This is a genomic window from Shigella dysenteriae (assembly GCF_022354085.1).
Lineage (GTDB): Bacteria > Pseudomonadota > Gammaproteobacteria > Enterobacterales > Enterobacteriaceae > Escherichia > Escherichia coli.
Map to the genome: position 1 here is coordinate 693,513 of NZ_CP055055.1, position 13,357 is coordinate 706,869.

The 13,357-nt window shown below is 53.8% G+C and carries 13 protein-coding genes; all 13 read left to right on the top strand.

Annotation, left to right across the window (positions count from 1 at the left end):
* Positions 1-2: 2 nt before the first annotated feature.
* The 13 genes from ilvN to murG all read left to right on the top strand — a co-directional run bounded on the left by ilvN (position 3) and on the right by murG (position 13,357).
* Entirely contained in the window at positions 3-494 is a 492-nt protein-coding gene (gene ilvN, locus HUZ68_RS03290) for an acetolactate synthase small subunit (protein WP_001252744.1), read from the top strand.
* A gap of 11 nt (positions 495-505) precedes the next feature.
* Complete coding sequence (locus HUZ68_RS03295; RefSeq protein WP_001303787.1) at positions 506-592, top strand: fruR/shl operon leader peptide; 87 nt, start codon at positions 506-508, stop codon at positions 590-592.
* Positions 593-673: 81 nt separating this feature from the next.
* Positions 674-1,678, top strand: a complete 1,005-nt coding sequence (cra, locus tag HUZ68_RS03300; RefSeq protein ID WP_000762401.1) for a catabolite repressor/activator — start codon at positions 674-676, stop codon at positions 1,676-1,678.
* A 601-nt stretch (positions 1,679-2,279) separates the two neighbouring features.
* Positions 2,280-2,738: a division/cell wall cluster transcriptional repressor MraZ gene (gene mraZ / locus HUZ68_RS03305; protein WP_001295770.1), complete on the top strand. Its 459-nt coding sequence runs from the start codon at positions 2,280-2,282 to the stop codon at positions 2,736-2,738.
* Position 2,739: 1 nt separating this feature from the next.
* Complete coding sequence (gene rsmH / locus HUZ68_RS03310) at positions 2,740-3,681, top strand: 16S rRNA (cytosine(1402)-N(4))-methyltransferase RsmH (RefSeq protein WP_000970479.1); 942 nt, start codon at positions 2,740-2,742, stop codon at positions 3,679-3,681.
* On the top strand, positions 3,678-4,043 hold the full coding sequence (gene ftsL, locus HUZ68_RS03315; protein WP_000625658.1) for a cell division protein FtsL: 366 nt from the start codon (positions 3,678-3,680) through the stop codon (positions 4,041-4,043). The genes rsmH and ftsL overlap by 4 nt, the downstream gene beginning before the upstream one ends.
* 15 nt (positions 4,044-4,058) lie before the next feature.
* The gene (gene ftsI, locus HUZ68_RS03320) at positions 4,059-5,825 is read left to right on the top strand and encodes a peptidoglycan glycosyltransferase FtsI (RefSeq protein ID WP_000642204.1); all 1,767 of its coding nucleotides are present in this window, start codon (positions 4,059-4,061) and stop codon (positions 5,823-5,825) included.
* The gene (gene murE / locus HUZ68_RS03325; protein ID WP_021556411.1) at positions 5,812-7,299 is read left to right on the top strand and encodes a UDP-N-acetylmuramoyl-L-alanyl-D-glutamate--2,6-diaminopimelate ligase; all 1,488 of its coding nucleotides are present in this window, start codon (positions 5,812-5,814) and stop codon (positions 7,297-7,299) included. The genes ftsI and murE overlap by 14 nt, the downstream gene beginning before the upstream one ends.
* Positions 7,296-8,654, top strand: a complete 1,359-nt coding sequence (gene murF, locus HUZ68_RS03330) for a UDP-N-acetylmuramoyl-tripeptide--D-alanyl-D-alanine ligase (RefSeq protein ID WP_000626688.1) — start codon at positions 7,296-7,298, stop codon at positions 8,652-8,654. The genes murE and murF overlap by 4 nt, the downstream gene beginning before the upstream one ends.
* Positions 8,648-9,730, top strand: a complete 1,083-nt coding sequence (gene mraY, locus HUZ68_RS03335; RefSeq protein ID WP_000964134.1) for a phospho-N-acetylmuramoyl-pentapeptide-transferase — start codon at positions 8,648-8,650, stop codon at positions 9,728-9,730. Before murF ends, mraY begins: the two co-directional genes overlap by 7 nt.
* A gap of 2 nt (positions 9,731-9,732) precedes the next feature.
* Entirely contained in the window at positions 9,733-11,049 is a 1,317-nt protein-coding gene (gene murD / locus HUZ68_RS03340) for a UDP-N-acetylmuramoyl-L-alanine--D-glutamate ligase (RefSeq protein WP_000796476.1), read from the top strand.
* On the top strand, positions 11,049-12,293 hold the full coding sequence (gene ftsW / locus HUZ68_RS03345) for a cell division protein FtsW (RefSeq protein ID WP_001295532.1): 1,245 nt from the start codon (positions 11,049-11,051) through the stop codon (positions 12,291-12,293). Before murD ends, ftsW begins: the two co-directional genes overlap by 1 nt.
* On the top strand, positions 12,290-13,357 hold the full coding sequence (murG, locus tag HUZ68_RS03350; RefSeq protein ID WP_000016559.1) for an undecaprenyldiphospho-muramoylpentapeptide beta-N-acetylglucosaminyltransferase: 1,068 nt from the start codon (positions 12,290-12,292) through the stop codon (positions 13,355-13,357). The genes ftsW and murG overlap by 4 nt, the downstream gene beginning before the upstream one ends.

The following is a 13,357-nucleotide window of genomic DNA, read 5'->3' on the forward strand; positions in this document are numbered from 1 at the left end:
TTATGCGCCGGATATTATCAGTCTTACTCGAAAATGAATCAGGCGCGTTATCCCGCGTGATTGGCCTTTTTTCCCAGCGTGGCTACAACATTGAAAGCCTGACCGTTGCGCCAACCGACGATCCGACATTATCGCGTATGACCATCCAGACCGTGGGCGATGAAAAAGTACTTGAGCAGATCGAAAAGCAATTACACAAGCTGGTCGATGTCTTGCGCGTGAGTGAGTTGGGGCAGGGCGCGCATGTTGAGCGGGAAATCATGCTGGTGAAAATTCAGGCCAGCGGTTACGGGCGTGACGAAGTGAAACGTAATACGGAAATATTCCGTGGGCAAATTATCGATGTCACACCCTCGCTTTATACCGTTCAATTAGCAGGCACCAGCGATAAGCTTGATGCATTTTTAGCATCGATTCGCGATGTGGCGAAAATTGTGGAAGTTGCTCGCTCTGGTGTGGTCGGACTTTCGCGCGGCGATAAAATAATGCGTTGAGAATGATCTCAATGCGCAATTTGCAGCCCAACATGTCACGTTGGGCTTTTTTTGCGAAATCAGTGGGAACCTGGAATAAAAGCAGTTGCCGCAGTTAATTTTCTGCGCTTAGATGTTAATGAATTTAACCCATACCAGTACAATGGCTATGGCTTTTACATTTTACGCAAGGGGCAATTGTGAAACTGGATGAAATCGCTCGGCTGGCGGGAGTGTCGCGGACCACTGCAAGCTATGTTATTAACGGCAAAGCGAAGCAATACCGTGTGAGCGACAAAACCGTTGAAAAAGTCATGGCTGTCGTGCGTGAGCACAATTACCACCCGAACGCCGTGGCAGCTGGGCTTCGTGCTGGACGCACACGTTCTATTGGTCTTGTGATCCCCGATCTGGAGAACACCAGCTATACCCGCATCGCTAACTATCTTGAACGCCAGGCGCGGCAACGGGGTTATCAACTGCTGATTGCCTGCTCAGAAGATCAGCCAGACAACGAAATGCGCTGCATTGAGCACCTTTTACAGCGTCAGGTTGATGCCATTATTGTTTCGACGTCGTTGCCACCTGAGCATCCTTTTTATCAACGCTGGGCTAACGACCCGTTCCCGATTGTCGCGCTGGACCGCGCCCTCGATCGTGAACATTTCACCAGCGTGGTTGGTGCCGATCAGGATGATGCCGAAATGCTGGCGGAAGAGTTACGTAAGTTTCCCGCCGAGACGGTGCTTTATCTTGGCGCGCTGCCGGAGCTTTCTGTCAGCTTCCTGCGTGAACAAGGTTTCCGTACTGCCTGGAAAGATGATCCGCGCGAAGTGCATTTTCTGTATGCCAACAGCTATGAGCGGGAGGCGGCTGCCCAGTTATTCGAAAAATGGCTGGAAACGCATCCGATGCCGCAGGCGCTGTTCACAACGTCGTTTGCGTTGTTGCAAGGGGTGATGGATGTCACGCTACGTCGCGATGGTAAACTGCCTTCTGACCTGGCAATTGCCACCTTTGGCGATAACGAACTGCTCGACTTCTTACAGTGCCCGGTGCTGGCAGTGGCTCAACGTCACCGCGATGTCGCAGAGCGTGTGCTGGAGATTGTCCTGGCAAGCCTGGACGAACCGCGTAAGCCAAAACCTGGTTTAACGCGCATTAAACGTAATCTCTATCGCCGCGGTGTGCTCAGCCGTAGCTAAGCCGCGAACAAAAATACGCGCCAGGTGAATTTCCCTCTGGCGCGTAGAGTACGGGACTGGACATCAATATCCTTAAAGTAAATAAGACTATTCCTGACTATTATTGATAAATGCTTTTAAACCCGCCCGTTAATTAACTCTCCAACTGAAATTCACAATAATTAAGTGATATCGACAGCGCGTTTTTGCATTATTTTGTTACATGCGGCGATGAGTTGCCGATTTAACAAACACTTTTCTTTGCTTTTGCGCAAACCCGCTGGCATCAAGCGCCACACAGACGCAACAGGGACTGTTAACCGGGGAAGATATGTCCTAAAATGCCGCTCGCGTCGCAAACTGACACTTTATATTTGCTGTGGAAAATAGTGAGTCATTTTAAAACGGTGATGACGATGAGGGATTTTTTCTTACAGCTATTCATAACGTTAATTTGCTTCGCACGTTGGACGTAAAATAAACAACGCTGATATTAGCCGTAAACATCGGGTTTTTTACCTCGGTATGCCTTGTGACTGGCTTGACAAGCTTTTCCTCCGCTCCGTAAACTCCTTTCAGTGGGAAATTGTGGGGCAAAGTGGGAATAAGGGGTGAGGCTGGCATGTTCCGGGGAGCAACGTTAGTCAATCTCGACAGCAAAGGGCGCTTATCAGTGCCTACCCGTTATCGGGAACAGCTGCTTGAGAACGCTGCCGGTCAAATGGTTTGCACCATTGACATTCATCACCCGTGCCTGCTGCTTTACCCCCTGCCTGAATGGGAAATTATCGAGCAAAAATTATCGCGTCTGTCGAGCATGAACCCGGTTGAGCGCCGTGTGCAGCGCCTACTGTTAGGTCATGCCAGCGAATGTCAGATGGATGGCGCAGGTCGATTGTTAATCGCGCCAGTACTGCGGCAACATGCCGGGCTGACAAAAGAAGTGATGCTGGTTGGACAGTTCAACAAGTTTGAGCTGTGGGATGAAACAACCTGGCATCAACAGGTCAAGGAAGATATCGACGCAGAGCAGTTGGCTACCGGAGACTTATCGGAGCGACTGCAGGACTTGTCTCTATAAAATGATGGAAAACTATAAACATACTACGGTGCTGTTGGATGAAGCCGTTAATGGCCTCAATATCCGTCCTGATGGCATCTACATTGATGGGACTTTTGGTCGCGGTGGTCACTCACGTCTGATCCTCTCGCAGCTTGGCGAAGAGGGGCGTTTGCTGGCGATCGATCGCGACCCGCAGGCTATCGCCGTTGCGAAGACTATTGATGATCCGCGCTTCTCCATCATCCACGGACCTTTCTCCGCGCTGGGCGAATACGTTGCCGAGCGCGATCTTATCGGCAAGATCGACGGCATTCTCCTCGATCTTGGCGTCTCTTCACCGCAACTTGATGATGCTGAGCGCGGCTTTTCCTTTATGCGCGATGGTCCGCTGGACATGCGTATGGACCCAACCCGTGGGCAGTCAGCCGCTGAATGGCTACAAACCGCAGAAGAAGCCGATATCGCCTGGGTATTGAAAACCTATGGTGAAGAGCGTTTTGCCAAACGCATTGCCCGCGCCATTGTCGAGCGTAACCGCGAACAGCCGATGACCCGCACCAAAGAACTGGCGGAAGTCGTGGCTGCTGCAACGCCGGTGAAAGATAAGTTTAAACATCCCGCGACCCGTACCTTCCAGGCGGTGCGCATTTGGGTAAACAGTGAACTGGAGGAGATAGAGCAGGCGCTAAAAAGCTCGCTCAACGTGCTGGCCCCGGGTGGGCGGCTTTCGATCATCAGCTTCCACTCGCTGGAAGACCGTATTGTGAAACGTTTTATGCGTGAAAACAGCCGCGGTCCGCAAGTTCCGGCAGGGTTACCGATGACTGAAGAGCAGCTCAAAAAACTGGGTGGCCGTCAGCTGCGAGCACTAGGCAAGTTAATGCCGGGCGAAGAAGAGGTGGCTGAGAACCCTCGTGCCCGTAGTTCAGTTCTGCGTATTGCAGAGAGGACGAACGCATGATCAGCAGAGTGACAGAAGCTCTAAGCAAAGTTAAAGGATCGATGGGAAGCCACGAGCGCCATGCATTGCCTGGTGTTATCGGTGACGATCTTTTGCGATTTGGGAAGCTGCCACTCTGCCTGTTCATTTGCATTATTTTGACGGCGGTGACCGTGGTAACCACGGCGCACCATACCCGTTTACTGACCGCTCAGCGCGAACAACTGGTGCTGGAGCGAGATGCTTTAGACATTGAATGGCGCAACCTGATCCTTGAAGAGAATGCGCTCGGCGACCATAGCCGGGTGGAAAGGATCGCCACGGAAAAGCTGCAAATGCAGCATGTTGATCCGTCACAAGAAAATATCGTAGTGCAAAAATAAGGATAAACGCGACGCATGAAAGCAGCGGCGAAAACGCAGAAACCAAAACGTCAGGAAGAACATGCCAACTTTATCAGTTGGCGTTTTGCGTTGTTATGCGGCTGTATTCTCCTGGCGCTGGCTTTTCTGCTCGGACGCGTAGCGTGGTTACAAGTTATCTCCCCGGATATGCTGGTGAAAGAGGGCGACATGCGTTCTCTTCGCGTTCAGCAAGTTTCCACCTCCCGCGGCATGATTACTGACCGTTCTGGTCGCCCGTTAGCGGTGAGCGTGCCGGTAAAAGCGATTTGGGCTGACCCGAAAGAAGTGCATGACGCTGGCGGTATCAGCGTCGGTGACCGCTGGAAGGCGCTGGCTAACGCGCTCAATATTCCGCTGGATCAGCTTTCAGCCCGCATTAACGCCAACCCGAAAGGGCGCTTTATTTATCTGGCGCGTCAGGTAAACCCTGACATGGCGGACTACATCAAAAAACTGAAACTGCCGGGGATTCATCTGCGTGAAGAATCTCGCCGTTATTATCCATCCGGCGAAGTGACTGCTCACCTCATCGGCTTTACTAACGTCGATAGCCAGGGGATTGAGGGCGTCGAGAAGAGTTTCGATAAATGGCTTACCGGGCAGCCGGGTGAGCGCATTGTGCGTAAAGACCGCTATGGTCGCGTAATTGAAGATATTTCTTCTACTGACAGCCAGGCTGCGCACAACCTGGCGCTGAGTATTGATGAACGCCTGCAGGCGCTGGTTTATCGCGAACTGAACAATGCGGTGGCCTTTAACAAGGCTGAATCTGGTAGCGCCGTGCTGGTGGATGTCAACACCGGTGAAGTGCTGGCGATGGCTAACAGCCCATCATACAACCCTAACAATCTGAGTGGCACGCCGAAAGAGGCGATGCGTAACCGTACCATCACCGACGTGTTTGAACCGGGCTCAACGGTTAAACCGATGGTGGTGATGACTGCGTTGCAACGTGGCGTGGTGCGGGAAAACTCGGTACTCAATACCGTTCCTTATCGAATTAACGGCCACGAAATCAAAGACGTGGCACGCTACAGCGAATTAACCCTGACCGGGGTATTACAGAAGTCGAGTAACGTCGGTGTTTCCAAGCTGGCGTTAGCGATGCCGTCCTCAGCGTTAGTAGATACTTACTCACGTTTTGGACTGGGAAAAGCGACCAATTTGGGGTTGGTCGGAGAACGCAGTGGCTTATATCCTCAAAAACAACGGTGGTCTGACATAGAGAGGGCCACCTTCTCTTTCGGCTACGGGCTAATGGTAACACCGTTACAGTTAGCGCGAGTCTACGCAACTATCGGCAGCTACGGCATTTATCGCCCACTGTCGATTACGAAAGTTGACCCCCCGGTTCCCGGTGAACGTGTCTTCCCGGAATCCATTGTCCGCACCGTGGTGCATATGATGGAAAGCGTGGCGCTACCGGGCGGCGGCGGCGTGAAGGCGGCGATTAAAGGCTATCGTATCGCCATTAAAACCGGTACCGCGAAAAAGGTCGGGCCGGACGGTCGCTACATCAATAAATATATTGCTTATACCGCAGGCGTTGCGCCTGCGAGTCAGCCGCGCTTCGCGCTGGTTGTTGTTATCAACGATCCGCAGGCGGGTAAATACTACGGCGGCGCCGTTTCCGCGCCGGTCTTTGGTGCCATCATGGGCGGCGTATTGCGTACCATGAACATCGAGCCGGATGCGCTGACAACGGGCGATAAAAATGAATTTGTGATTAATCAAGGCGAGGGGACAGGTGGCAGATCGTAATTTGCGCGACCTTCTTGCTCCGTGGGTGCCAGACGCACCTTCGCGAGCACTGCGAGAGATGACACTCGACAGCCGTGTGGCTGCGGCGGGCGATCTCTTTGTAGCTGTAGTAGGTCATCAGGCGGACGGGCGTCGATATATCCCGCAGGCGATAGCGCAAGGTGTGGCTGCCATTATTGCAGAGGCGAAAGGTGAGGCGACCGACGGTGAAATCCGTGAAATGCACGGCGTACCGGTCATCTATCTCAGCCAGCTCAACGAGCGTTTATCTGCACTGGCGGGCCGCTTTTACCATGAACCCTCTGACAATTTACGTCTCGTGGGCGTAACGGGCACCAACGGCAAAACCACGACGACCCAGCTGCTGGCGCAGTGGAGCCAACTGCTTGGCGAAACCAGCGCGGTAATGGGCACCGTTGGTAACGGTCTGCTGGGGAAAGTGATCCCGACAGAAAATACCACTGGTTCGGCAGTCGATGTTCAGCATGAGCTGGCGGGGCTGGTGGATCAGGGCGCGACGTTTTGCGCAATGGAAGTTTCCTCCCACGGGCTGGTACAGCACCGTGTGGCGGCATTGAAATTTGCGGCGTCGGTCTTTACCAACTTAAGCCGCGATCACCTTGATTATCATGGTGATATGGAACACTACGAAGCCGCGAAATGGCTGCTTTATTCTGAGCATCATTGCGGTCAGGCGATTATTAACGCCGACGATGAAGTGGGCCGCCGCTGGCTGGCAAAACTGCCGGACGCGGTTGCGGTATCAATGGAAGAGCATATCAATCCGAACTGTCACGGACGCTGGTTAAAAGCGATCGACGTGAACTATCACGACAGCGGTGCGACCATTCGCTTTAGCTCAAGTTGGGGCGATGGCGAAATTGAAAGCCATCTGATGGGCGCTTTTAACGTCAGCAACCTGCTGCTCGCGCTGGCGACACTGCTGGCACTCGGCTATCCATTGGCTGATCTGTTGAAAACCGCCGCGCGTCTGCAACCGGTTTGCGGACGTATGGAAGTGTTCACTGCGCCAGGCAAACCGACGGTGGTGGTGGATTACGCGCATACACCGGATGCACTGGAAAAAGCCTTACAGGCGGCGCGTCTGCACTGTGCGGGCAAGCTGTGGTGTGTCTTTGGCTGTGGTGGCGATCGCGATAAAGGTAAGCGTCCACTGATGGGCGCAATTGCCGAAGAGTTTGCTGACGTGGCGGTGGTGACGGACGATAACCCGCGTACCGAAGAACCGCGTGCCATCATCAACGATATTCTGGCGGGAATGTTAGATGCCGGACATGCAAAAGTGATGGAAGGCCGTGCTGAAGCGGTGACTTGCGCCGTTATGCAGGCTAAAGAGAACGATGTGGTGCTGGTCGCGGGCAAAGGCCATGAAGATTACCAGATTGTTGGCAATCAGCGTCTGGACTACTCCGATCGCGTCACGGTGGCGCGTCTGCTGGGGGTGATTGCATGATTAGCGTAACCCTTAGCCAACTTACCGACATTCTCAACGGTGAACTGCAAGGTGCAGATATCACCCTTGATGCTGTAACCACTGATACCCGAAAACTGACGCCGGGCTGCCTGTTTGTTGCCCTGAAAGGCGAACGTTTCGATGCTCATGATTTTGCCGACCAGGCGAAAGCTGGCGGCGCAGGCGCACTACTGGTTAGCCGTCCGCTGGATATCGACCTGCCGCAGTTAATCGTCAAGGATACGCGTCTGGCGTTTGGTGAACTGGCTGCATGGGTTCGCCAGCAAGTTCCGGCGCGCGTGGTTGCTCTGACGGGGTCCTCCGGCAAAACCTCCGTTAAAGAGATGACGGCGGCGATTTTAAGCCAGTGCGGCAACACGCTTTATACGGCAGGCAATCTCAACAACGACATCGGTGTACCGATGACGCTGTTGCGCTTAACGCCGGAATACGATTACGCAGTTATTGAACTTGGCGCGAACCATCAGGGCGAAATTGCCTGGACTGTGAGTCTGACTCGCCCGGAAGCTGCGCTGGTCAACAACCTGGCAGCGGCGCATCTGGAAGGTTTTGGCTCGCTTGCGGGTGTCGCGAAAGCGAAAGGTGAAATCTTTAGCGGCCTGCCGGAAAACGGTATCGCCATTATGAACGCCGACAACAACGACTGGCTGAATTGGCAGAGCGTAATTGGCTCACGCAAAGTGTGGCGTTTCTCACCTAATGCCGCCAACAGCGATTTCACCGCCACCAATATCCATGTGACTTCGCACGGTACGGAATTTACCCTGCAAACCCCAACCGGTAGCGTGGATGTTCTGCTGCCGTTGCCGGGGCGTCACAATATTGCGAATGCGCTGGCAGCCGCTGCGCTCTCCATGTCCGTGGGCGCAACGCTTGATGCTATCAAAGCGGGGCTGGCAAATCTGAAAGCTGTTCCAGGCCGTCTGTTCCCCATCCAACTGGCAGAAAACCAGTTGCTGCTCGACGACTCCTACAACGCCAATGTCGGTTCAATGACCGCAGCAGTCCAGGTACTGGCTGAAATGCCGGGCTACCGCGTGCTGGTGGTGGGCGATATGGCGGAACTGGGCGCTGAAAGCGAAGCCTGCCATGTACAGGTGGGCGAGGCGGCAAAAGCTGCTGGTATTGACCGCGTGTTAAGCGTGGGTAAACAAAGCCATGCTATCAGCACCGCCAGCGGCGTTGGCGAACATTTTGCTGATAAAACTGCGTTAATTACGCGTCTTAAATCACTGATTGCTGAGCAACAGGTAATTACGATTTTAGTTAAGGGTTCACGTAGTGCCGCCATGGAAGAGGTAGTACGCGCTTTACAGGAGAATGGGACATGTTAGTTTGGCTGGCCGAACATTTGGTCAAATATTATTCCGGCTTTAACGTCTTTTCCTATCTGACGTTTCGCGCCATCGTCAGCCTGCTGACCGCGCTGTTCATCTCATTGTGGATGGGCCCGCGCATGATTGCTCATTTGCAAAAACTCTCCTTTGGTCAGGTGGTGCGTAACGACGGTCCTGAATCACACTTCAGCAAGCGCGGTACGCCGACCATGGGCGGGATTATGATCCTGACGGCGATTGTGATCTCCGTACTGCTGTGGGCTTACCCGTCCAATCCGTACGTCTGGTGCGTGTTGGTGGTGCTGGTAGGTTACGGTGTTATTGGCTTTGTTGATGATTATCGCAAAGTAGTGCGTAAAGACACCAAAGGGTTGATCGCTCGTTGGAAGTATTTCTGGATGTCGGTCATTGCGCTGGGTGTCGCCTTCGCGCTGTACCTTGTTGGCAAAGACACGCCCGCAACGCAGCTGGTGGTCCCATTCTTTAAAGATGTGATGCCGCAACTGGGGCTGTTCTACATTCTGCTGGCTTACTTCGTCATTGTGGGTACTGGCAACGCGGTAAACCTGACCGATGGTCTTGACGGTCTGGCAATTATGCCGACCGTATTTGTCGCCGGTGGTTTTGCGCTGGTGGCGTGGGCGACCGGCAACATGAACTTTGCCAGCTATTTACACATACCGTATCTGCGACACGCCGGGGAACTGGTTATTGTCTGTACCGCGATAGTCGGGGCAGGACTGGGCTTCCTGTGGTTTAACACCTATCCGGCGCAGGTCTTTATGGGCGATGTAGGTTCGCTGGCGTTAGGTGGTGCGTTAGGCATTATCGCCGTACTGCTACGTCAGGAATTCCTGCTGGTGATTATGGGGGGCGTGTTCGTGGTAGAAACGCTTTCTGTCATCCTGCAGGTCGGCTCCTTTAAACTGCGCGGACAACGTATTTTCCGCATGGCACCGATTCATCACCACTATGAACTGAAAGGCTGGCCGGAACCGCGCGTCATTGTGCGTTTCTGGATTATTTCGCTGATGCTGGTCCTGATTGGTCTGGCAACGCTGAAGGTACGTTAATCATGGCTGATTACCAGGGTAAAAATGTTGTCATTATCGGCCTGGGCCTCACCGGGCTTTCCTGCGTGGACTTTTTCCTCGCTCGCGGTGTGACGCCGCGCGTTATGGATACGCGTATGACACCGCCTGGCCTGGATAAATTACCCGAAGCCGTTGAACGCCACACGGGCAGTCTGAATGATGAATGGCTGATGGCGGCAGATCTGATTGTCGCCAGTCCCGGTATTGCACTGGCGCATCCATCCTTAAGCGCTGCCGCTGATGCCGGAATCGAAATCGTTGGCGATATCGAGCTGTTCTGTCGCGAAGCACAAGCACCGATTGTGGCGATTACCGGTTCTAACGGCAAAAGCACGGTCACCACGCTAGTGGGTGAAATGGCGAAAGCGGCGGGGGTTAACGTTGGTGTGGGTGGCAATATTGGCCTGCCTGCGTTGATGCTACTGGATGATGAGTGTGAACTGTACGTGCTGGAACTGTCGAGCTTCCAGCTGGAAACCACCTCCAGCTTACAGGCGGTAGCAGCGACCATTCTGAACGTGACTGAAGATCATATGGATCGCTATCCGTTTGGTTTACAACAGTATCGTGCAGCAAAACTGCGCATTTACGAAAACGCGAAAGTTTGCGTGGTTAATGCTGATGATGCCTTAACAATGCCGATTCGCGGTGCGGATGAACGCTGCGTCAGCTTTGGCGTCAACATGGGTGACTATCACCTGAATCATCAGCAGGGCGAAACCTGGCTGCGGGTGAAAGGCGAGAAAGTGCTGAACGTGAAAGAAATGAAAATTTCCGGGCAGCATAACTACACCAATGCGCTGGCGGCGCTGGCACTGGCAGATGCCGCAGGGTTACCGCGAGCCAGCAGCCTGAAAGCGTTAACCACATTCACTGGTCTGCCGCATCGCTTTGAAGTTGTGCTGGAGCATAACGGCGTACGTTGGATTAACGATTCAAAAGCGACCAACGTCGGCAGTACGGAAGCGGCGCTGAATGGCCTGCACGTAGACGGCACGCTGCATTTGTTGCTGGGCGGCGATGGTAAATCGGCGGACTTTAGCCCACTGGCGCGTTACCTGAATGGCGATAACGTACGTCTGTATTGTTTCGGTCGTGACGGCGCGCAGCTGGCGGCGTTACGCCCGGAAGTGGCAGAACAAACCGAAACTATGGAACAGGCGATGCGCTTGCTGGCTCCGCGTGTTCAACCAGGAGATATGGTTCTGCTCTCCCCGGCCTGTGCCAGCCTTGATCAGTTCAAGAACTTTGAACAACGAGGCAATGAGTTTGCCCGTCTGGCGAAGGAGTTAGGTTGATGCGTTTATCTCTCCCTCGCCTGAAAATGCCGCGCCTGCCAGGATTCAGTATCCTGGTCTGGATCTCCACGGCGCTAAAGGGCTGGGTGATGGGCTCGCGGGAAAAAGATACCGACAGCCTGATCATGTACGATCGCACCTTACTGTGGCTGACCTTCGGCCTCGCGGCGATTGGCTTTATCATGGTGACCTCGGCGTCAATGCCCATAGGGCAACGCTTAACCAACGATCCGTTCTTCTTCGCGAAGCGTGATGGCGTCTATCTGATCCTGGCATTCATTCTGGCGATCATTACGCTGCGTCTGCCGATGGAGTTCTGGCAACGCTACAGTGCCACGATGCTGCTCGGATCTATCATCCTGCTGATGATTGTGTTGGTAGTGGGTAGCTCTGTTAAAGGGGCATCGCGTTGGATCGATCTCGGTTTGCTGCGTATCCAGCCTGCGGAGCTGACAAAACTGTCGCTGTTTTGCTATATCGCCAACTATCTGGTGCGTAAAGGTGACGAAGTACGTAATAACCTGCGCGGCTTCCTGAAACCGATGGGCGTGATTCTGGTGTTGGCAGTGTTACTGCTGGCACAGCCAGACCTTGGTACGGTGGTGGTGTTGTTTGTGACTACGCTGGCGATGTTGTTCCTTGCGGGAGCGAAATTGTGGCAGTTCATTGCCATTATCGGTATGGGCATTTCAGCGGTTGTGTTGCTGATCCTCGCCGAACCGTACCGTATCCGCCGTGTTACCGCATTCTGGAACCCGTGGGAAGATCCCTTTGGCAGCGGCTATCAGTTAACGCAATCGCTGATGGCGTTTGGTCGCGGCGAACTTTGGGGGCAAGGTTTAGGTAACTCGGTACAAAAACTGGAGTATCTGCCGGAAGCGCACACTGACTTTATTTTCGCCATTATCGGCGAAGAACTGGGGTATGTCGGTGTGGTGCTGGCACTTTTAATGGTATTCTTCGTCGCTTTTCGCGCGATGTCGATTGGCCGCAAAGCGTTAGAAATTGACCACCGTTTTTCCGGTTTTCTCGCCTGTTCCATTGGCATCTGGTTTAGCTTCCAGGCGCTGGTTAACGTAGGCGCGGCGGCAGGGATGTTACCGACCAAAGGTCTGACATTGCCGCTGATCAGTTACGGTGGTTCGAGCTTACTGATTATGTCGACAGCCATCATGATGCTGTTGCGTATTGATTATGAAACGCGTCTGGAGAAAGCGCAGGCGTTTGTACGAGGTTCACGATGAGTGGTCAAGGAAAGCGATTAATGGTGATGGCAGGCGGAACCGGTGGACATGTATTCCCGGGACTGGCGGTTGCGCACCATCTAATGGCTCAGGGTTGGCAAGTTCGCTGGCTGGGGACTGCCGACCGTATGGAAGCGGACTTAGTGCCAAAACATGGCATCGAAATTGATTTCATTCGTATCTCTGGTCTGCGTGGAAAAGGTATAAAAGCACTGATAGCTGCGCCGCTGCGTATCTTCAATGCCTGGCGTCAGGCGCGGGCGATTATGAAAGCGTACAAACCTGACGTGGTGCTCGGTATGGGCGGCTACGTATCAGGTCCTGGTGGTCTGGCCGCGTGGTCGTTAGGCATTCCGGTTGTACTTCATGAACAAAACGGTATTGCGGGCTTAACCAATAAATGGCTGGCGAAGATTGCCACCAAAGTGATGCAGGCGTTTCCAGGTGCTTTCCCCAATGCGGAAGTGGTGGGTAACCCGGTGCGTACCGATGTGTTGGCGCTACCGTTGCCGCAGCAACGTTTGGCTGGACGTGAAGGTCCGGTTCGTGTGCTGGTAGTGGGTGGTTCCCAGGGCGCACGCATTCTTAACCAGACAATGCCGCAGGTTGCTGCGAAACTGGGTGATTCAGTCACTATCTGGCATCAGAGCGGCAAAGGTTCGCAACAATCCGTTGAACAGGCGTATGCCGAAGCGGGGCAACCGCAGCATAAAGTGACGGAATTTATTGATGATATGGCGGCGGCGTATGCGTGGGCGGATGTCGTCGTTTGCCGCTCCGGTGCGTTAACGGTGAGTGAAATCGCCGCGGCAGGACTACCGGCGTTGTTTGTGCCGTTTCAACATAAAGACCGCCAGCAATACTGGAATGCGCTACCGCTGGAAAAAGCGGGCGCAGCCAAAATTATCGAGCAGCCACAGCTTAGCGTGGATGCTGTCGCCAACACCCTGGCCGGGTGGTCGCGAGAAACCTTATTAACCATGGCAGAACGCGCCCGCGCTGCATCCATTCCGGATGCCACCGAGCGAGTGGCAAATGAAGTGAGCCGGGCTGCCCGGGCGTAA

Coding starts and splice junctions, on each gene's coding strand:
- ilvN (WP_001252744.1), top strand. CDS start 3: ATGCGCCGGATATTATCAGTCTTACTCGAAAATGAATCAGGCGCGTTA.
- HUZ68_RS03295 (WP_001303787.1), top strand. CDS start 506: ATGCGCAATTTGCAGCCCAACATGTCACGTTGGGCTTTTTTTGCGAAA.
- mraZ (WP_001295770.1), top strand. CDS start 2,280: ATGTTCCGGGGAGCAACGTTAGTCAATCTCGACAGCAAAGGGCGCTTA.
- rsmH (WP_000970479.1), top strand. CDS start 2,740: ATGATGGAAAACTATAAACATACTACGGTGCTGTTGGATGAAGCCGTT.
- ftsL (WP_000625658.1), top strand. CDS start 3,678: ATGATCAGCAGAGTGACAGAAGCTCTAAGCAAAGTTAAAGGATCGATG.
- ftsI (WP_000642204.1), top strand. CDS start 4,059: ATGAAAGCAGCGGCGAAAACGCAGAAACCAAAACGTCAGGAAGAACAT.
- murF (WP_000626688.1), top strand. CDS start 7,296: ATGATTAGCGTAACCCTTAGCCAACTTACCGACATTCTCAACGGTGAA.
- mraY (WP_000964134.1), top strand. CDS start 8,648: ATGTTAGTTTGGCTGGCCGAACATTTGGTCAAATATTATTCCGGCTTT.
- murD (WP_000796476.1), top strand. CDS start 9,733: ATGGCTGATTACCAGGGTAAAAATGTTGTCATTATCGGCCTGGGCCTC.
- ftsW (WP_001295532.1), top strand. CDS start 11,049: ATGCGTTTATCTCTCCCTCGCCTGAAAATGCCGCGCCTGCCAGGATTC.
- murG (WP_000016559.1), top strand. CDS start 12,290: ATGAGTGGTCAAGGAAAGCGATTAATGGTGATGGCAGGCGGAACCGGT.